15 protein-coding genes are annotated in these 19,929 nt (G+C 71.4%); 11 read left to right on the forward strand and 4 right to left on the reverse strand.

Going from position 1 to position 19,929, the window contains the following annotated elements; translation table 11 throughout:
* The first annotated feature begins 29 nt into the window (after positions 1-29).
* The 9 genes from blsE (at position 30) to FHS38_RS16930 (ending at position 10,303) form a co-directional block, all read left to right on the forward strand.
* Positions 30-1,019, forward strand: a complete 990-nt coding sequence (gene blsE / locus FHS38_RS16890) for a cytosylglucuronate decarboxylase (protein ID WP_184734391.1) — start codon at positions 30-32, stop codon at positions 1,017-1,019.
* Positions 1,007-1,975: a CGA synthase-related protein gene (gene blsF, locus FHS38_RS16895; RefSeq protein ID WP_184734392.1), complete on the forward strand. Its 969-nt coding sequence runs from the start codon at positions 1,007-1,009 to the stop codon at positions 1,973-1,975. The genes blsE and blsF overlap by 13 nt, the downstream gene beginning before the upstream one ends.
* Positions 1,976-2,079: 104 nt before the next feature.
* A complete protein-coding gene (gene blsG / locus FHS38_RS16900) occupies positions 2,080-3,246 on the forward strand; it encodes an arginine 2,3-aminomutase (RefSeq protein WP_184734393.1) in 1,167 nt (388 codons plus the stop codon).
* Positions 3,243-4,421, forward strand: coding sequence for a DegT/DnrJ/EryC1/StrS family aminotransferase (locus FHS38_RS16905; RefSeq protein ID WP_184734394.1), 1,179 nt, complete (start codon positions 3,243-3,245; stop codon positions 4,419-4,421). Before blsG ends, FHS38_RS16905 begins: the two co-directional genes overlap by 4 nt.
* The gene (locus tag FHS38_RS16910) at positions 4,418-5,671 is read left to right on the forward strand and encodes an ATP-grasp domain-containing protein (RefSeq protein ID WP_184734395.1); all 1,254 of its coding nucleotides are present in this window, start codon (positions 4,418-4,420) and stop codon (positions 5,669-5,671) included. The genes FHS38_RS16905 and FHS38_RS16910 overlap by 4 nt, the downstream gene beginning before the upstream one ends.
* A gap of 98 nt (positions 5,672-5,769) precedes the next feature.
* On the forward strand, positions 5,770-6,999 hold the full coding sequence (locus FHS38_RS16915; RefSeq protein WP_184734396.1) for an MFS transporter: 1,230 nt from the start codon (positions 5,770-5,772) through the stop codon (positions 6,997-6,999).
* Positions 7,000-7,101: 102 nt separating this feature from the next.
* Positions 7,102-8,991 carry a hypothetical protein gene (locus FHS38_RS16920; RefSeq protein WP_184734397.1) on the forward strand — a complete coding sequence of 630 codons (1,890 nt, stop codon included), beginning with the start codon at positions 7,102-7,104 and terminating at the stop codon, positions 8,989-8,991.
* Positions 8,992-9,059: 68 nt separating this feature from the next.
* Complete coding sequence (locus FHS38_RS16925) at positions 9,060-9,677, forward strand: class I SAM-dependent methyltransferase (RefSeq protein WP_184734398.1); 618 nt, start codon at positions 9,060-9,062, stop codon at positions 9,675-9,677.
* Between the two features lie 92 nt (positions 9,678-9,769).
* A complete protein-coding gene (locus tag FHS38_RS16930) occupies positions 9,770-10,303 on the forward strand; it encodes a nucleoside 2-deoxyribosyltransferase (RefSeq protein WP_221495070.1) in 534 nt (177 codons plus the stop codon).
* Positions 10,304-10,393: 90 nt separating this feature from the next.
* Here FHS38_RS16930 and FHS38_RS16935 read toward each other — a convergent pair whose 3' ends face one another.
* Complete coding sequence (locus tag FHS38_RS16935) at positions 10,394-11,008, reverse strand: AAA family ATPase (protein WP_184734399.1); 615 nt, start codon at positions 11,006-11,008, stop codon at positions 10,394-10,396.
* A 53-nt stretch (positions 11,009-11,061) separates the two neighbouring features.
* Entirely contained in the window at positions 11,062-12,096 is a 1,035-nt protein-coding gene (locus tag FHS38_RS16940) for a PucR family transcriptional regulator (protein WP_184734400.1), read from the reverse strand.
* Between the two features lie 23 nt (positions 12,097-12,119).
* Here FHS38_RS16940 and FHS38_RS16945 point away from each other — a divergent pair, with 23 nt between their 5' ends.
* Both FHS38_RS16945 and FHS38_RS16950 read left to right on the forward strand, forming a co-directional pair.
* Positions 12,120-12,467, forward strand: a complete 348-nt coding sequence (locus tag FHS38_RS16945) for a cupin domain-containing protein (RefSeq protein WP_221495071.1) — start codon at positions 12,120-12,122, stop codon at positions 12,465-12,467.
* 141 nt (positions 12,468-12,608) lie between these two features.
* Positions 12,609-13,850 (forward strand): glycosyltransferase, encoded by a 1,242-nt coding sequence (locus FHS38_RS16950; protein ID WP_184734401.1) that lies wholly within the window; start codon positions 12,609-12,611, stop codon positions 13,848-13,850.
* 99 nt (positions 13,851-13,949) lie between these two features.
* Here FHS38_RS16950 and FHS38_RS16955 read toward each other — a convergent pair whose 3' ends face one another.
* Together FHS38_RS16955 and aceE are read right to left on the reverse strand one after the other, a co-directional pair.
* Complete coding sequence (locus FHS38_RS16955; protein ID WP_184734402.1) at positions 13,950-16,709, reverse strand: discoidin domain-containing protein; 2,760 nt, start codon at positions 16,707-16,709, stop codon at positions 13,950-13,952.
* A gap of 228 nt (positions 16,710-16,937) precedes the next feature.
* Positions 16,938-19,601, reverse strand: coding sequence for a pyruvate dehydrogenase (acetyl-transferring), homodimeric type (aceE, locus tag FHS38_RS16960; protein ID WP_184734403.1), 2,664 nt, complete (start codon positions 19,599-19,601; stop codon positions 16,938-16,940).
* Between the last annotated feature and the right edge of the window lie 328 nt (positions 19,602-19,929).

Consider the following 19,929-nt stretch of genomic DNA (forward strand, 5'->3'; position numbering starts at 1 on the left):
CCGTGAACGGCCCGAAAGGCCCGGCTTCGATGCATGAGCGTCACCGCTACCTCTTCATCAGGATCCTGGAAGCCTGCAACGCCGACTGTTTCATGTGCGAGTTCGCGCTCTCGCGCGACGCCTACCGCTTCTCCCTCGACGACTTCGAGGAGCTGCTGCCCAAGGCCCGTGCGGCCGGGGTGCGTTATGTGCGCTTCACCGGCGGCGAGCCCCTCATGCACCAGGACGTCGTGGAACTGGTGCGCGCGGGTACGGCGGCGGGCATGAGGATGTCCGTCATCACCAACGGGATGTTGCTCCCGAGGTTGGCGGACCGGCTCGCCGAGGCGGGCCTGGCGCAGGTGATCGTCAGCCTGGACGGCGGCTCGGGCGCGACCCACGACCTCTACCGGCGCTCCCCCGGCATGTTCGACAACGGGCTGCGCGGACTGCGCGCCGCCACCGCGCTCGGTGTGCTGCCCAGGGTCAACACCGTGGTCGGGCCGCACAACTACACCGAGATGCCCCGGCTTCAGGAGGTCCTCACCGAAGCGGGGGTACGGCAGTGGGAGTTGTCCGCCCTGAAGCTGGAACGCTCCATCGTCTACCCCGACCCCGGTCATGTGCGGGAGGTGTGCGACCCGCTCTACGACGCCGACCCGCGCTCCCTGCTCGTGCCTCTGGGCAAGCGGTTCTACGGGGACACAGCGGAGGAACAGGAGCGGTACTTCACCCAGTCCCTGACCCCGCGCGCCTCCAAGCCGCTGTGCCATGTGGTGGACGACGTCATCTACATCGACGGACGGTTCGGGCGGATGTACGCCTGCAGTTGCCTGCCGCACCGGGAAGCCGATGACGACCCGTCAGGCGCCCCCTTGCGGGAGAACGGCAGGATCCTCCTGGACACCCCCACCTTCCGTGCGCACGCCGACTTCTTCCGCGAACGCGGTCCCGAGCTGTGCGGAGGCTGTTCCACGACAGCCGCCGGGTACAGCGACGACGTCTCCCGGCTGGGCTCGGTGCCGCCATGGCAGTACTGACCCCGGGCGGCGGACCCGCGGGCACCCCCCGCCGGAGCACACCGGTGCCACCACCCGGCGCCGCTGCCCCGCACCACCGGGTGCTTCTGGTCTCCCGGGACGAGGAGCTGGACTCGCTGCTGGCCCGCCGCCGTGTCGCCGCGCATCTCGGCGAGCTCACCGCCACGACGGAGATGTCCGGCGATGTGCTGCCGGACGCGGCGCTGGTCTGCGACGATGCGGCGGCCACGGACCGGCTGCTGGAGCTGGGCGTGCCGGTGGTCCACCTGCATTCAGGGCACTCGGGCGCGGAGTTGCCCGGTGCGCCGGGCAGGGCACTGCGACGGGTGCACCGGCCCGGGTGGCTGCCCGGCCCCTGGCAGCCCCGGAGCGGCGTCCGGGCCACCGGGGTTCTCGCACCCGTCCGCATGGTCAGGGAGCGCGTGCGCTCGGGGACCCTGCTGTTGCTGTCCTTGTGGGGTGTTCCGGACGGCGAGGCCGCGGCGTTCGCGGACGGGCCGCTGCGGACGCTGGTCCGGGCCGCCGTGGACGGTGGTGGGCGGTGCGAGGTGGTCGGTGACACCGGTCTCGGCCTCGTCCGTTCTGCACTCGACGGCATCGGCGGCCCCGGGGAGGTGCGGCTGAGCCGCGCCGCCGAGGTGGACGTCGACGCGCTGCACGCCGCCGCCGAGACGTTCCTGGCCTCGCCCGTCCTGGGGGCGCTGGCTCTCGCCCAGGCCCGGAGCGCGCCCCTTGCCTTCCTGCCGCCGCTGGGATCCGCCCAGCGGGACCTGGCCGCGCAGGTGGACCGTGCCCTGACCGTCCCCCGGGCCGCCGGTCCCGGCCACGCCTCCTCGTGGGTGCCGTCCTCGCGGAAGGCGGTGCCGTGGAGCGTGCTCGATCCCGCGCTGGACGACCTGCGGGGCGCCCAGCGCGTCGCCCGAAGCCTCCGTCAGCTCTCGCTCGCACCGCCGTGAACCGGCCGCCCGGCGGCGACACCGCCCCTGGCACACCCCTGCGAACCCCTTCGTCCCTTCGCATCCCTTCGAGTCACCGATCGCCTGTCGACACTGGAGCCGCCATGCCCGGCACACCCGGCGAACCCGACGCGACCGCAGACCTCGCCGGATTCCGGCCCCGCATCCCCGCCGCGGAATGGAACGACTGGCGCTGGCACATGCGCAAACGCATCAACACCACCGAGAAGGCCCGGCAGTGGGTCCACCTCACCCCCGACGAGGAGAAAGCCATCGCCGGGTCGGCCGGCAAGTACCGCTGGAGCATCACCCCGTACTACGCGTCCCTGATGGACCCCGACGACCCCGCCTGCCCCGTCCGCCTGCAGGCCGTGCCCGCGCTCGGCGAGCTGACGGAGTTCCCCGGCGCCGAGGTCGACCCGGTCGGTGACATGCACTACCGCCGCACCAACCGGGTCGTACACAAGTACCCGGACCGGGTGATCATGCTGATCACCGAGGCGTGCCCGGTCTATTGCAGGCACTGCACCCGCAAGTTCCACACCACCGACGTGACCGGTACCTACTTCCGTGACGACGAGGGCGGGTCGTTCGACGAGGACCTCCGCTACATCGCCGACCACCCCGAGATCCGCGACGTCCTGCTGACGGGCGGCGACCCGCTGTCGTACCAGGACGGCAAGCTCGAGGAGATCGTCTCCGGGCTGCGGGCGATCCCCAGCGTGGAGATCATCCGCATCGGCAGCAGGTTCCCCGTGCTGCTGCCCCAGCGCATCACCGACGGGCTGTGCGAGATGCTCGCCCGCCACCACCCCGTGTGGTTCAACACCCACTTCAACCACCCCAAGGAGATCACCGCGGAGTCCGCCGCCGCCGTGGACCGGCTGTTGCGGCACGGCATCCCGGTGGGCAACCAGACCGTGCTGCTGCGCGGGATCAACGACGACGTCACCACGATGCGCACCCTCATGACGGAGCTGCTGCGCATCCGCGTCCGCCCCTATTACCTCTACCACTGCGACAACGTCACCGGCGTCTCGCACTTCATGACCTCCGTGGAGAAGGGCTGGGAGATCATGGAGGGCCTGCAGGGCCACATCACCGGGTTCGGGGTGCCGCAGTACGTACTGACCACCAGGATCGGCAAGATCCCCGTCGCGCAGCCGTACTTCACCCCCACCCCCGACGGCCTGCTGCTCCGCAACTACCGAGGCCAGGAGATGGTCGTCGACGCCGCGGCGCACCCGATCACGGAGCCTGATGCGCCATGAGCCTCGACAAGCGCCTCGGACAGCGTTTCCTGCCCTACGGCGCCAACTACCTCGACTGGTCGGACATGCACGAGCTGCGCGAGGCGATCGAGCACGGCGTGCTGTTCCGCTACCAGACGGAGAGCGAGAGCATCGCCTCGCGACTGGAGCGCCGGGTCGCCGAACGTCTGGGCGCCGCCCACGTCCTGGCCGTGCACAACTGCACGGAGGCCCTGAGGCTCGCCCTGATCTCCACCCGCCCGCGCACCGGCGACCTCGTCCATATCCCGGCCGTCACCTTCGTGGCCGTCGCGGGGGCGGTGCTCTCCAGCGGGCTGATCCCGGTACTCGTGGACGTCGACGACTCCCTCTCCCTGGACACCACGCTGCTGCCGCCCGGCACCGAGCGGGTGATCGTCGCCCACATGGAGGGGACGGTGGCCCCGCTTCCGCAGGATGTGCCCTACGTCGTCGAGGACTGCGCCCAGGCGCTCGGCGCGACCTTCCCCGACGGTCGGCACACCGGGACCGCCGGGTACGCCGGCACGTTCAGCTTCCACCACAACAAGGTGCTCACCTCCGGCGAAGGCGGACTGGTCGTCACCGGCGACACCGACGCGTGGTCGACCATGCGCTGCTACCACGACCACGGCTCGGCCCGGGTACCCGGCCGTTACCCGACCTGGAACGCGGACGCCCACTACGGGGAGAACTTCGTCACCAGCGAGGGCGTGGCCGCCATCCAGTACCAGCAGTTCCGCCACCTCGACGAGCTCCTCGCCGGGCTCGAACGCCAGCACTCCATCGCCATGGAAGCCCTGCCGGACCGCACGGATCTGCGGGTCCTGCCGCGGGCCGCGGGTGATGTGAAGATCAGCCTGCGGTTCCGCTGGGAGAGCCGGGAGCTGCGCGACGCGGCCGTGGCCTCCCTCACCGGGCGCGGCATCGCCAACTGGACGCTCAACAAGTACGTGCTTCCGGAGCATCCGGTGATCACCGGTCGGCGGTCCCTCTACGGCGACGGCTTCCCCTGGAGCCTGGCCCCGGACCATCCACTGATGCTCAGCCGGGACGGTTTCGCCCGGACCCGCGACCTGTTGGACCGCACCCTGTGCGTGCCGTTGTCGCCGGAGCTCTCGGAACAGGACCAGATCCTCTCGGTCAAGGCCCTGCGCCAGGCCCTGGAGGCCGTATGAGCGGGGACCGGCCGGTGCTGCTGATGGCGGACGACCGCGCCTCCTCCTTCACCCGGTACGCGGCCCGGGCCCTGACCGGCCGGCTGGTGCTGCTGCGCTTCGCCGAGGCCCGCCGGGACCTATCGGACGACTACCTGCGCGAGACCGCGCACCTGCCCGCGTTCTGGGTGCGCGAAGGAGTGCCGTTGGAGGAGGAGGCCCGGCGCTACGCGGTCTGGATCCGCGGACTGCCCGTACGGCCCGACCGCTTCTGCAATCCGTCGGAGCCCCGGCAGGCCGTCGCCCAGCGGTTCGCGGCGCTGGTCGGCCTGCCCCACCTGACGGGGCGGCAGGTGACGTGGGTGCGGGACAAGGCCGCCATGAAGGACAGGTTCCGGGAGCTGGGCCTGCGCACCGCGCGGTACGCGCGCGTGGCGGACGCGGCCGGCGTCGAGCGGTTCGCCGGGTCCTGCGGGTGGCCGCTGGTGCTCAAGCCCGTCGACTCCTTCGCCTGCGTGGACACCTTCCGGCTGACCGGGCCGACCTCCCTGGCCGGGATCGACTTCGGTGCGCGGGACTGGATGGTGGAGGAGTACCTCGGCGGCACCGAGTGGGAGGTGTGCGCCCTCATCCATGACGGGGACGTGCTGGACGCCTGGCCCAGCGCGATGCCCTGCCGCCCGCTGGACATCGTCGACGGAGCGATGAACGCCAACATCAGCGTCGCCACCCGCGAGGCCCCGCCGGTGGACCTCAAGGCCCTGCTCCAGCGGATCGCCACCGGCATGGGCCTCGATCACGGCTACGTGCACATGGAGTTCTTCGTGATCGACGGCGAGGTCTACGCGGGCGAGGTCGGCGTGCGGCTGGCGGGCTGCGAGATCACGGCCAACCACGGGCACGCCTACGGCTTCGACGTCTTCGGGGCCACGCTGGACGTCTACCTCGGCCACCGCCCCGCCCTCCGTTACGGCGAGCGCCGCTGCGCGGGCGACCTGCTGCTGCCCCTGCCCGGCTCGGGCGTCGTCCGCGCCATCACCCCCAGGGAGGAGCTGTTGCGCATCCCCGGGGTCGTCGACGCCGTTCTCAAGGTGGGCGTCGGCGATTCGGTGGCGGCACGCCGCGCCTCGCACAACGCGTCGGGGTACGTCCATGTGACAGGCATATCGATCGACGAGGTGGAGCACCGTATGCGTGAGGTCCTCGACGTCTTCACCATCGACGTGGCTCCCGCCACCAAGGCACGGGAGGCCGGTGCCGCGCACCACTGATCCCCGGCCGGCTCGGGGGACTCCGGTCGTACGGAGACCCCCGGCACCGGCCCCTCGCCCGGCCGCACACCCGCGGCCACCGAACGGAGACCGAGACAGTGACGAACGGGTTGCCTCGACGGTTCCTCGATCTGCTGACGCGTCGCCATGTGGCGGGCCCGGCCTGGTGGAGCGTGGTCTCCCGGCTGCCGGTGTACCTGATGTCGCTGGCGATGGTGCTGGTGGTCCGGGAGCAGGGCGGCAGCTACGCGCGAGCCGGCCTGGTGGCCGCCCTCTACACCGTCGGCATGGCGGTGGGCAGCCCGCTCGTCGCCCGGTACGTCGACCGCAGGGGGAGCCGCCCGGTGCTCCTCGCCACCGCCCTCGTCTATCCGTCGGCGCTCGCGACACTGGTGTGGGCCACGGGCCCGAGTGGCTGGGCACAGCCGGTCGTGGCGGTCGTCGCCGGCGTGGCCCTGCCGCCCGCCAACGCCTGCATGCGCTCGCTGTGGGCGCGCCTGCCGCTCAAGGACGACGAGCGGGAGATCGCCTACCTGTGGGAGGCGCTGCTCACCGAGGTGTTGGTGATCGGCGCGCCGCTGATGCTGGCGGCGCTGATGCTGACGGGGTCCGCCGGGCTCGCACTGACGACGGTGGCGACGGTCGGCGGCGTCGGCGCGCTGGGACTCGCTCTCACCCCCTCGCCCGTGGAGACCGAGGGGCGGAGCTCGCCGCCGGACGGCCGGACGCACAGTGTGCTGGGGCCGCTCAGGGAGCCGGCGATGCTGGCGCTCACGGGCGTCATGGCGGTGTGCGCGGTGCCCATCGGTCTGATGACGCTGGCCATTCCCGCCTTCGTGGACGAGCACGGAGCACCGGGCAGTACGGGCGTGGTGTACGCCTGCTGGGGCGTCGGCAGCGCGGTCGGCGCGCTGTGGCTGGGGCGTTCGCAGTCGGAGATCGCGGTGCACCGGCGCTTCCCGCGCCTGGTGCTCGCCTACGCCGCCGGCACCGCCCTGCCGCTGCTGGCGACGTCCGAGGTGACGTTGGGGGTGGCGCTGGCGGTGGGCAGCGCACCCATCGCCCTGGTGTCGGCCGGCGAGATGACGCTGGTCAGCCAGGTCGCGGACGGTCGGCTGCTGACGGAGGCGTTCACGTGGGCGTCCCTGGCGACCGTCGTGGGCGACGCCGTGGGGCAGCAGGCGGGCGGGTTGCTGATGGACCGGGCCGGGCCGCACGGGGTGTTCGCGGTGGCGTCCGGCGTCGCCCTGGCCGGGGCCGCTCTGGCGTTCGCCTGCCGCGGGCTGCTGGGACGTGGCGCGTTGGTTCCGGCGAAGTGCGCGGCGTGACCCGGACCGGGGCGCCGGCCCGGCCCCCGCCGCCCCCTTCCTCCCCACTTCCGGTCTTTCCCTCTTCCTCCAGGTCAGCGCCAGAACACGAGGTACCTCCCCATGAACTCTGCCGTCACCGGACAGCGGCACGCCCAGCCGTCCGCCACATCGGAAAGCGGCCTCTTCCGCCCGGTCGACCTCGATCGGTTCCCCGCCGCCGTCGGGGAGTTCCTGACGGCCCCCGGCCGGACACCCGTGCCGGTGCCCGTCGAAGGCCGTGCCGACCTCGTACGCGGCGTGGACCTGGCGAACCGCCTGTACAGCGCCCTCCGAGTCCCGGCACCGCTGGATCTCGGCGTCGTGCTCGGGGCGAAGGAGCTGCCCGAAGGCGTGCCGGAGTTGACTCGTCCGCTCGCTCGCCGGTGGCTGGACGAGGAGGAACTCGACGATGCCGCCGGGTTCCACGACCGGCACCCCGGGACGCTCCTGGTCATCGGCCGCTACGACCGGCTCAACCTCTCACCCGTGCGGGCGCTGCTGCTGGCCACGTACCGGGGGCCGGAGCGCGCGCTGACGCTGCTGAGCGGCCGCGACGGTGCCTCGGTCGCCTGGAACGTGGCCAAGCAGTACGCGCGCCCGGCCGCGGGTGTCGATGCGCTGGGCCTGTTCACCGACACGGACCGGCCGCCCCATCTGCCGGGCGTCCGGGTCTTCGACGACCGTGACTTCGAACGCGCCGACATCCAGGCCGAGATCCTCGGCACCCGGTGGCGGCGCGTCGTCTTCCAGGGCCACGGCAAGGACGACAGCGTCAACCTCGGCGAATTCACCATCTGCGGCCTGAATCCCGCCGTACCCGCCGCCCCGGGCCTGCTCGGCCCCCGCTGCGCCTACGGCCTGCCGTGCTACAAGCCCGAGGACAAGCTGGTCCCCCTCCACCACGTCGAGGCCGTGGAGCTGGTGCTCAGCGCCTGCAACAGCGGTCCGCTCGCCGACCTCGCGCTCTACGACCCCAAGTACCAGCTGCTGCTCAACGCCCTCGACGGTCCCGCCCGCACCGTCGTCTCCGCCGTCTCCGTCCACGACTCCGACCGGCCCGAGAACGTGGCGTGGATGCACGCCGCCCTCACCGGCGCGGACTCCGTGGACACCCTCAACGCCAGCCTTGCGGGCTCCCACCCGTACCCGGCGTTCATGCGCTTCGGCATGCCGGGAGAGCCGGAAGGGACGCCCGCGGCGCCGGAACCGGCCGACCACCACCCGGACCCCCTGGTCCTCACCGTGGGGCGGCGGCTCACGGCTCTGCTGGCCTCCGAGCTGTTGCCGCACAACCACACCCTGCGTCCCCGGCTGACCAAGCTCGCCCGCAAGGTGGACCTGTGGATCGCCCGCCCGACCCACCTGGCCGACCAGTCGCCCAAGGAGATCCTGTCCTCGCTCGAGGCGGACCTGCAGTCGCTCGACCACACGATCACCGAGCAGGTCGCCGAGAACCCCGAGAACGAGATCATGAACTACCCGGCGCACTTCGGCGACCGCAGCTCCCTCGACCCGCACCTGCGCGAGGTGGCCTGCCACTGCGGGCGCCCCGCCCAGGAGTTCACCCGGCGCGGCCTGCTCCCGCACATCCTGGACACCACGTGCGCGGTCTGCATGCGCTGCGGCGACGTCACCTTCCGGGTGCCCGACGCTCCCGCGCTGCTCGCTTACGCCGATGACGAGGTCGAGCAGGGCGGCGTGCTGGAGGTACGCGCCTCGCTCACGGTGTCCCGGCCCGGGCCCGTACGGCTCGGTCTGTTCGTGCCGACGTACCTGCGTGAGGACGTCACGGTCGAACCGGCCACGGCGAAGGTCCGGGGCTCCGCCGAGCGGCCCCGGGACGTGTCCTTCCGGGTGCGGTTCGCGGCCGGGACCGCACCCCAGGCCTACTACTTCACTGTCTTCGCCGTGCAGGACCTCGCGGTCTCCACCGCACGGCGCCACTTCGGAGTCGTCCCCCGCCGCGCGTGAGCCGACCCGGCACCACCCGAGCACCGCCCACCGGATACCCATCGCCCAACGGACGAAGGACGGTTGTCATGGAGAACCAGACCACGCCCGCTATCGAGCTCGTCGAACGCGACGGCGAGGTGACCCTGAGCATCGGCGGCGAACAGGCCATGCAGGCATGGGAGCGCGACCTGATGTGGGCGAGCGCCGACATGCTGTGCGAGTACGGCCACGACTTCTACGAGGTGGGGCTCGGCCTCGGTCTGTCCGCCCTGCGCATCGCCGGCAACCCCGCCACGCGCAGCCACACCGTCCTGGAGCTCTTCGACGAGGTGGAGGAACTCTTTCGCGCCCGCCACCCGCACCTGCCGGACAACCTCGCCATCGAGCGCGGCGACTTCTTCCGGCGCGTCTTCGAGCTGCCCTCGGAGAGCATCGACGGAATGTTCTTCGACCCCGCCCTCGACATGGCCGTCTGGACGGACAAGGACCTGTGGGCCAAGACCGTGCCCGAGGTCGTCCGGGTGCTGCGTCCCGGCGGAGTGTTCATCCCCTTCTTCAGCACCAAGCCGGAGCTGCGCTGGCAGTACCTGCCACATTTCCACACCATCCGGGTAGAGCGGCATCCGTACGCGGCGTACGACACGACCGAATACACCTACGGCACGAGCGGTGACGCCTACATCCAGTGCTTCCGCAAGGACTGACGGACGCGGACGTCGTCCACCGACGGCGTCAGCTCCGGCCGACACCAACTTCCCCGCGGACCCGCGCCGTCCGCCGCCCTGGAGGCATCCACATGACTACCGAATCCAGCACCCACGCCGGCACCGTCGCTGCGGGTGATGGTCCGGACATCCGCTCCATCTTTCTCGCGGGCCCCTTCCTCCAGCTCCTGGACCCCGCTACGGGGGAGATGCCGGAGGGGGCCCGGGCCCCCTTCGACCTCCTGATCAAGCATTTCGAGGCGCAGGGCATCTCCGTCCACAACGCGCATCGCCGGGAGGCCTGGGGCGCGGAGCTGATGCGCCCGGAAGTATGCACCCGGATCGACCAGGAGGAGATCCGCAAGGCCGACGTCTTCGTGGCCCTGCCGGGCTTTCCGGCATCACCCGGCACACACATCGAAGTGGGCTGGGCCAGCGCCTTCGACAAGCCGATCGTGCTGCTGCTGGAGAGGGGCCGGGAATACACCTTCCTCGTTCAGGGGCTGCACACGGTGGCCACCGTCGAGTACGTCGTCCATAGCGATGTCGCAAGTGCGCTGCCCGCCGTGGACCGTGCACTACGCCGGGTCGTGTCAAACCACCGGGAGGCAGCGCGTCGCCGGTGAAACGGCGATGACCCCGGACCCGGGTCGCGGCCGGGCCCCCGGAAGGGCGGCCCAGCCGTCCGGGCGGTCGGCCGCTTGTCTTCCCGCCCGTCAGGCGCGCGAGGTCGCCCGGCCGAGGGCCCGCTCGATGCGTGCGGCCACATCGTGCCACGGGCGACACGGCACGACGGGCAGCCCGTGAAGCGCGGCCTGATCGGCGAGCCAGTGTGAGTACCGGGCGCTGACGCGTGCCCGATGGGTCTGGAGACCGCTGTTCGGCTCGCGGGCGGCGTAGTTGGCGGTGATCTGCTCCGGATCCCCCTCGTGCAGGAAGACCGCCCGTATGTCACGGCCGATCACGGTGCCTTCCTGTACGGCGCGGGCAGCGGCGGCCGGGGTGAGGTAGTCCCCTTCGATGACCGCCGGGACGTCGATGGTCAGTCGGTTGTCGACGACGCCGAGGAGGGCGGGCTGCAGAGCGTCGGCGATGGCGATCTGGAGCTCCACCACCCGGTCGACGTCGAGCACGGAGGTGTCAGGGATCCGGTCGAAGAAATGCAGGGCAGGGTGCTGTTCGGCCGTGGTGAGGCGCTGGACCGCGCTGACCACATCGTCGAATTCGACCACGAACGCGCCGCTCGACCGAGCCAGCTCGGCAGCGGCCCGGCTCTTGCCCACGCCCGAAGCACCGCCGAGGAGAAGGACGTTCCACGATGAATCGATCATGCTGGGACCGTATCCGCTGACAGGGCGACAGGTGAGGGCGGCCGCCGGCTTCCTCAGTCGTTGAGCAGCCGCCATGCGGTGAGGGCGAGCCTGGCCCGTACCAGTCCGGTGGGCGCGGTGAGTTCGATGCCCAGCGTCTTTCCGATCTGCTCGAGTCGGCGGGCGACGCTGCTGTGGTGCAGGTGGAGGAGGTCGGCGGCGCGGCGCAGGGAGCCGGTGGCGCAGTAGGCGTCCAGAGTCTCCAGATCTTCCGGGTCGCCGGCCAGTCGGGCGATCGCGGCCACGTCGGCGTTGTCCCGCGTGACGTCCTGAGGGACCTGCGCGAGCAGCGCCAACGCCCCCAGGCCGTCATGGTGGACGACCGGCTGGCGCGGCGTGGTGAAACGGAGGGCGGTACGGGCTTCCCGCCAGGACCGCTCGGGGCTTTCGGCGGCCCCGATGCCCGCGCGTACGCCGGCCGGGAACCGGTCCGGCTCGACGGAGGTGGCCAGGATGACGCCCACGTCGGCGAGCGGTGCCGCCTTTACCGGCCGCCCCGGGCAGACCAGGCCGCCGAGCTGGTCGAGCGGAAGCCGCGACCGTACGGCGACGACGCGAAGCGGTAGGTCCGCGGCGAAACCCAGGAGCCGTAGCGCCCGGGCCCTGGCCCCCTCGTCGCTGTCGGAGCTGATCGCGAGTTCGACCAAGGCGGGGTCGGCCATGGTGGTGCGGGCCGGGCCGTACTTCTCGACGACCGCCGCGGTGGCGATGGCGAGCCGGTCCAGCAGCAGTTGGTCGAGCGGGCCGGGTGCGTCGGGGCGTTCCAGCCAGACCGTGCCGATCTCCTCGTCGTCGAGTGTGATCGGCGTCGTGGTGGGCGCGGGTGGCGGAGGGGCGGACGCTTCCCTGCCGTCGGGTGCGAAGCGGACCGTCCGCCCGGTGCCGTGGAGCCGAATACCGGCCACGCACTCGGCCAGGCTCGCCGAGGCCCGGGCGAGCGCCGGGAGATCCACCCGTCGGCGCATCAGTGTGTCGTAGAACATGACGACGCGAATCGCGCCCTCGACCTGCGAATCCAATTGCGACAGCCGTGCGGCCAGTGCCTCCATGTCAGGAGGATAGGCGCCGATCGGTGCGCCATCCGGTCGGGATGCCCGACGGCTGGCAGTTGATGGCCTTCCCTGTGGAGACCGATGCCGATGTCCACGCCGACCATTGGGAAGTCCACCCCGCCGCGGATGAAGTCGTCTCCTGCCTCACCGGTGGGATACGCCTCTACCTCCGCCCGGAACAGCCGGGAGAAGAGGAGCAGGAGATCAAGCTGACGGCTGGAACCGCGGCCGTCGTGCCGCGCGGGCGATGGCACCGCATCGAACTGGACGCCCCCGGCGACATCATGGCCGTCACCTGGCCGCGCGGCAGCCGCCTGGAGAAACGGACCGAAGCCCAGGCCGACGTGTCCGTCCACACCGGACGATGACGGGAACGATGACGGGAAAGGGGAGCACCCACTCCTCTCCACTCTCAACGTACAGCCCACCCGGGGGCTTGCGGCAAGGCCCTGGTCATGCCGCAGAATCACCGGCCGAGGCCGGGATGTACGGAACTTGGGAGTCGCGAAGTGCGTGTGTTGTTGTCGACGTATGGGTCGCGCGGGGTCGTCGAACCGATGGTGGGACTCGCGGTGCGGTTGCGGGCACTCGGCGTGGAGGTGCGGGTGTGCGCACCGCCGGACGGGGAGTTCGCCGAGCGGCTGGCCGGTGTCGGCGTGGAGCTGGTGCCGGTCGGCCAGTCGGTGCGCGCGCTGGTGACCGGGGCGACGCGGCCGTCGGCGGCGGACGTGCCCCGGCGCGGGGCCGCCCTGGTCGCCGCGCAGTTCGACACGGTCGCCGCGGCGGCCGAGGGATGTGATGCGCTGGTGGCGAGCGGCTTGGTGCCGGTCGCGGCCGCCGCGCGGTCGGTGGCCGAGAAGCTGGGCATCCGCTACGTGTACGCGAGTTACCAACCGTTCACCCTGCCGTCGCCGCACTACCGGCCGCTGCCGCGGCCCGGCGGGCCGTTCCCACCGGAGGTGACCGACAACCGGGTGCTGTGGGACCTGGACGCCCAGAGCGTGAACGCGCTGTTCGGCGAGGCGGTCGACACCCACCGGGCGTCGGTCGGTCTGCCGCCGTTGGACAACGTCCGCGACTACGCCTTCACCGACCAGCCGTGGCTGGCGGCGGATCCGGCACTGGGCCCGTGGCTGGAGCCGGCGGAGCTCGACGTGGTGCAGACCGGCGCGTGGGTCCTGCCGGACGAGCGGCCGCTCCCGGCCGCGTTGGAGGCGTTCCTGGACGCCGGCGCACCACCGGTGTACGTGGGCTTCGGCAGCATTCCCCTGCGCGACCCGGAGGGCGTCGCCCGGGTGGCCATCGAGGCGATCCGGGCGCAGGGCCGCCGCGCACTCGTCTCCCGGGGCTGGGCGGGCCTGGCCCCGGTCGACGGCCGTGACGACTGCTTCGCCGTCGGCGACGTCAACCACCAGGCGCTGTTCGGCCGGGTGGCCGCCGTCGTGCACCACGGCGGTGCGGGCACGACGACGACGGCCGCCCGGGCCGGCGCACCCCAGGTGGTGATACCCCACTTGGCGGACCAGCCGTACTGGGCCGCCCGGGTGGCCGACCTGGGCATCGGCGCGGCACACGACGGCCCGACCCCGACCACGGAGTCCCTGTCGGCCGCGCTCAGGACGGCACTGACCCCCGAGACCCACGCACGGGCGACCGCCGTTGCCACCACGATCCGCACCGACGGGGCGGCGGTGGCCGCGACACTGCTGCTCGACGCGATCAGCCGAGAGAGGCCGCCCGTGTCCGCGTGAACCACACGGGCTCGTCGGGCCAGGGAATGTGCCCGCCGGGCTGCACCGTCAAGTCCTCAGCGTTCGGGACTTCCGGCACAGCGCCGGCCGGCCCGGCCGCTACGAGACCGTGAGCTCGGCGATGCCCGTGCGGGACTTGGCGGCGGCATCACCGCGCACCACGACCCGCACGTACCGAGCGGAAACCGGCCTGCCACCGCCCGCGTCGGCGACGACGTCGCGCCAGTGCCGTCCGTCGAGGGACGTCTGGACGTCGTACGAGGCCGGCGCCGGACCGCTCCAGGTGGGGTTGACCTTGGTGACGCGCACGGGCTTGCCGAGGTCATTGGTGAGGCTGCCGTTCGGCCCGTCCGGAACCCAGGCCGTGGCCGGGTTGCCGTCGACAGCGGCGTCCGCGTACATGCCGGGTTCCTCGGAAGAGGCGTTGACGGTGGTACAGCGGGCCAGGTTGCCGGTGGGGGCGAGGTCGGGGCGGCGAGTTTTGAGAACGGCCGGCGCGGCCTCGGTGAGAACCTGTGCGCCCTGCGGGGTGTCGAGGGTCATGGGCGGGCCGTCGGTGAGTCGCACCGTGGTGTGGTGGGAGCCCAGCTCCATGTCGTAGGTGCGGCCCTGCCAGCGCAGACCGCGCAGGGTGACGCCGTCGCTGAGCTGTGGGGGCAGCATCGGGTCGAGACGGAGCCGGTCCTCGCGCATCCGCATGCCGGTCAGACCGTTGGTGAAGATCTGCAGGAAGCCGCCCTTGCCGGTGAGGAAATCGTGCGCGGGCGAGCCGGCCAGCGGGTCCTCGGCACCCGCTTTGGTCCCACGGGCCTCCGAGAACTGGGCGAAGGGACCGCGTACGAACGGCCTGATGGAGCGTTGCAGATAGGTGTACGTCGAGCAGCCGGGTTCGCCCGTCCCGGCGGCGGCGATGGCGTGCACCGAGTCCGTCATGGCGGGGCCGTCGGGGTCGGTCCGCTGGGCGTAGTAGTCGAGGGTGCGAGCCGCGGCGCCCTCGGGCATCCGCCACTCCAGGGGGTACATCAGCAGCACCGTGTCGGCCTGCTTTATCTTGCTGCCCCGGTAGCCGTCGTACTGCTGGAAGACCTTGCGTTGCGCGTCGTACGGGATCCTGATCCGGTCGGCGATCGCCGTCCACTCCCCCGGAGCGCGCTCACCGAGCAGTCCCGCGGCGCGGGTGGCATGGCGCAGCGCGGTGACGGCGCCGGCGTTGGTGAAGACCGCGTCGTCGACGCCGTTGCTGTACTCGTCGGGGCCGGCGGTGTCCTTGATGGAGTAGCTGCCGTCCGCGTTGCGGTTGACTCGCCCGGCCCAGAACTCGGCTATGCCCTTCATCACCGGCCAGCCGCGCTCGCGTAGCCAGTCGGTGTCTCCGGTGGCGAGGTAGTACTGCCAGGCGGCCAGGGATATGTCCGACTGGAGGTGGATCTGGGTGCGGCAGTGAGGCGGGTCCACACTGTGGCACTCCTGGGCCAAGTCGCCCTTGCTGCCGCTGTTCCAAGGGTAGAAGAGCCCCTGGTAGCCCAGCTTGCGGGCGTTCTCCCGGGCCCCGGCGCGGGTCCGGTACCGGTACTCCACGACGGTCTTCGCGAGTTCGGGTGCGGTGGCCAGCAGGGCCGGGTACATCCAGGTCTCGGCGTCCCAGAACACGAGGCCCGCGTAATTGTCGCTGGTCAGCCCGGCCGGGCTGATGCTGTTGGCGGCGCCCTCCCAGGTACCGGCCAGCAGCCCGTACCGCGCGGAACGCACCCATGCCTGCAGTTCGCGCCGCCCTGGCACCTCGATGTCGGCGCGCCACAGCCGGGCCCAGGCGGCGCTGTGGGCGCGCAGCAGCCTGTCCCATCCGCGACGTGCCGCGCGCTGTGAAGCGGCGGTGGCGTCCCGGCGGGGCGACTGCGAGGTCAGCGCGGTGTCGACCCCTACGAACTTGGTGATTTCGTACGCGTGGCCCTTGCGGACGGGGAAGGAGAGGGACTGCCGCGCGCTCAAGTCCCCGGCGTCGTCCGCGTGTCGGGGGTCGGCCTTGCGCACGCCGTGACCGGCCCGCAGGGTGGAGGCAACAGCACCGTCCGTGTCCGTGCCGTCGGTACGGAAGGCCACATCCATGGTCCGGCCGTCGCGGCCGGTGCCACCGGTGCGATCACCACCGCCGGTCTGCCGCAGGCGCCGGGCGCCGCGTCCGTCGAGCTGGTCGGTGACGGTGGCTTCGCCGCTCCAGCGCGGCGTCATACTCAGCCGAACGGCGCCCACGTGCGGGTCGTTGCGGTCGGCCAGCACCTCATAGAGCAGGTCGGTCTTCCGGCCATCGGCGGCGGTCCAGGTCAGGGAGGTCCGCACCACGCCGCAGTGCAGGAAGAGGGTCTGGCGATACCCGGATATTCGACCCGCTTTCGTCAAAGAGTTGAACGTATCCCCGTGTTTGCCGCCGGTGCCGACGGTGAGCGTGGACCAGGTCGGCAGGGCCGCTACGGCCTGCCGGTCCGCGGCGGTCTGCTTGTTGTGCGCATAGAGCCCGGAAACGAACGAGCCGTCATAACTCGGGGTGAAGAGCGGCCAGCCGGTCTTGGCGTCGCTGCCGGTGTAGCCGGCACCGTTGGGCGGTACGCGCTGCCCCAGGTAGCCGTTGCCCACGTAGGCGTGGTGGGTGTCGTCGCTGTTGATGCGGGTGGTCTCGAGTGTCCAGCCGTCGCCCGTCCGGCAACTGCCGGTCGGGGAGGCGGAGGTGGGGGGACCGTCGGAGGTGGGGGGTTGTGGCGCTTGCGCGGCGGCCGCGGGCGGTACCGAGGCGACGAGCACCCCTGCGAGCAGTAGTGCGGACAGGCGGGCGGGGCGCGACCGCGCGTCGGGAGAGGGCGTCATTGGTCTCCGTCGTCTTGATCTCCTGCGAGAGTCCCGAGACCATAAATTTTGTGAACGATAATCGTCAATAGCCATGACTATTCGTTAGATTCTCAAAGGCTACGAGAGACACGAAGTCTGATGTGCGGGTCTGGGCTCGCCTGGTGAGGCGACCGCGGAACGGCCTCGGGACGAGGCGCGGGGACGTGACGGGCGAACAGTGGCAGCGGCCGGCCGCGCGAGTGCAGGTCAGCCCTCCAGGCCGTACCGCCGCGCGGCCTCACGTACGGTCTCCGACTTGACCTCACCACGCCGCGCCAGCGCGGCAAGTGCCGCCACCGTCACCGACTCGGCGTCGACGCCGAAGTGGCGCCGCGCCGCCTCCCTCGTGTCGGAGAGGCCGAAGCCGTCCGTGCCGATGGAGGTCCAGTCCTGCTCGACCCAGGGGGCGATCTGGTCGGGGACCGCCCGCATCCAGTCGCTGACGGCGAGGACCGGACCCGGCGCACCGTGCAGTACCTGGGTCACATACGGGATCCGGTCCTCGCCCCTCAGCTGTGCCGCGTCACAGGACAGGGCGTCGCGGCGCAGCTCGGTCCAGGAGGGCGCGGACCACACGTCGGCGGCCACGCCCCAGTCGTCAGCCAGCAGCCGCTGGGCGTCCAGGGCCCAGTGGACGGCCGTGCCGGAGGACAGCAATTGGAGGCGCGGGGCCTTCGCCGGGGCGTCGGCGGCCTCCTTGAAGCGGTAGAGACCCTTGAGGATGCCCTCCTCCACGCCCTCGGGCATGGGCGGCTGGACCTTGGTCTCGTTGTAGACCGTGAGGTAGTAGAAGACGTTCTCGGCGTCGGGGCCGTACATCCGCCGCAGGCCGTCCCGGACGATGACGGCGATCTCGTACGCGAACGCCGGGTCGTAGGAGACGGCCGCCGGGTTGGTGGAGGCGATCAGGTGGGAGTGGCCGTCGGCGTGCTGGAGGCCCTCCCCCGTCATGGTGGTGCGGCCGGCGGTGGCGCCGATGACGAAGCCCCGGCCCAACTGGTCGGCCAGTGCCCAGAACTGATCGGCCGTCCGCTGCCAGCCGAACATGGAGTAGAAGATGTAGAACGGGATCATCGGCTCGCCGTGCGTGGCGTACGACGTGGCGGCAGCCGTGAAGTCGGCCAGCGAACCCGCCTCGGTGATGCCTTCGTTGAGGATCTGACCGTCCTTGGCCTCCTTGTAGTAAAGGAGCTGGTCGCGGTCGACGGGGTCGTAGGTCTGGCCGACCGGGGAGTACAGGCCGGCCGAGGGGAAGAGCGACTCCATGCCGAAGGTGCGGGCCTCGTCGGGGACGATCGGCACCCAACGCCGGCCGGTCTCCTTGTCCCGCATCAGCTCCTTGACCAGCCGGACGAACGCCATGGTCGTCGCGATCTCCTGGCGACCCGAGCCCTGGTGCAGGGCCTCGAAGGGCTTGGCGGACGGCTCCGGCAGCGGCTTGGCGACGACCTTGCGGGCCGGGGCCGGGCCGCCGAGCGCCGCGCGGCGCTCGCGCAGATACCGCACCTCCGGGGAGTTCTCACCCGGGTGGGCGTACGGCACCAGCTCGCCGTCCAGCGCACTGTCGGGGATCGGGAGGGCGAGGAGGTCCCGCATCGCCCGGAACTCCTTCCCCGTGAGCTTCTTCATCTGGTGGTTGGCGTTGCGCGACTCGAAGCCGGGCCCGAGGGTGTAGCCCTTGACGGTCTGTACGAGGACGACGGTCGGCGCGCCCTTGTGCTCGACGGCAGCGCGGTAGGCGGCGTGGACCTTGCGCGGCTCGTGTCCGGCGCGGGAGGTCCGGAAGAGCTCCAGGAGCCGGGCGTCGCCGAGGCCCGCGCCGATGGTGTGCAGCGGGGAGCCGGGGCCCTCGGCACCGAAGAAGTGCTCGCGGAGATAGGCCGGGTCCACGGTGGCGTACGTCTGGAACTGCGCGTCCGGCACCTCGCGCAGCCGGCGCACCAGCGCCCCCTCGGTGTCCTGCGCGAAGAGCTGGTCCCAGGCCGTGCCCCACAGCGACTTGACGACGTTCCACCCGGCCGCGCGGAACTGGGCCTCCAGCTCCTGCACGATCTTGAAGTTGGGGCGGACCGGGCCGTCCAGGCGCTGGAGGTTGCAGTTGATGACGAAGGTCAGGTTGTCCAGTCGCTCCCGGCCCGCGAGGGCGAGGGCGGCGGTCGACTCCGGCTCGTCCATCTCGCCGTCGCCGAGGAAGGCCCAGACGTGCGACTGCGAGGTGTCCTTGATGCCACGGTGCTCCAGATAGCGGTTGAAGCGCGCCTGGTAGATCGCGGAGAGCGGGCCCAGCCCCATGGAGACGGTCGGGAACTCCCACAGCCAGGGCAGTCGGCGGGGGTGCGGGTAGGAGGGCAGCCCGTCGCCCGCGGCCTCCTGCCGGAAGCGGTCCAACTGCCCCTCCGTCAGACGGCCTTCCAGGAAGGCGCGCGCGTAGATGCCGGGGGAAGCATGGCCCTGGATGTAGAGCTGGTCACCGGAGCCGTCGGCTTCCTTGCCGCGGAAGAAGTGCTGGAAGCCCGTCTCGTAGAGCCAGGCCGCCGAGGCGAAGGTCGCCATGTGGCCGCCCAGGCCCGCGCGCTGGTTGCCGCGGGTGACCATGGCGGCCGCGTTCCAGCGGTTCCAGGCGGTGATCCGGGCCTCCAGCTCCTCGTCACCCGGATAGTCGGGTTCGGCGGAGGTCGCAATGGTGTTGAGGTAAGGGGTCTCCAGGAGCGGAGGAAGGTCCAGCCCGGACCGTTCGGCGTGTTCGGCGAGCCGGCGCAGCAGATGCGCCGCCCGGTCGGCTCCCCCGAACCGGACGGCGGAGTCCAGGGACTCGCACCACTCGGCGACCTCTGACGGGTCCTTGTCGGGCAGTTGGTCGAGCTGGGACACGGGTGGACCCTCTTTTCGCAATCCCGGGTAGGGGCCGGGGCGCCGCGTGCTGCCGCGGTGCCCCCGGCGGTGGTGACGCGCGACCAGGCATGCGGGTGGACCGGCCGCCGGGGCCGAGTGGGTACGCCCCTTGAAACCTCTGATTCCGCGTGGCGGAACCGTGTTTCCGTCCGACAACGCTAGGAGCGTCAAGTTGATGCAGTCAACATCTACCGGCGAGTAATGATCGATCATCGATCATTTTTCCTCGCAGATGCGCCGGGATCATCCTGACTTGTCACCTGATGCCCCGTGCGGCTCGGAGCTGACCGGCGCGGGCGGGCCACGC

The sequence above is a fragment of the Streptomyces netropsis genome, from assembly GCF_014203545.1.
GTDB lineage: Bacteria > Actinomycetota > Actinomycetes > Streptomycetales > Streptomycetaceae > Streptomyces > Streptomyces netropsis.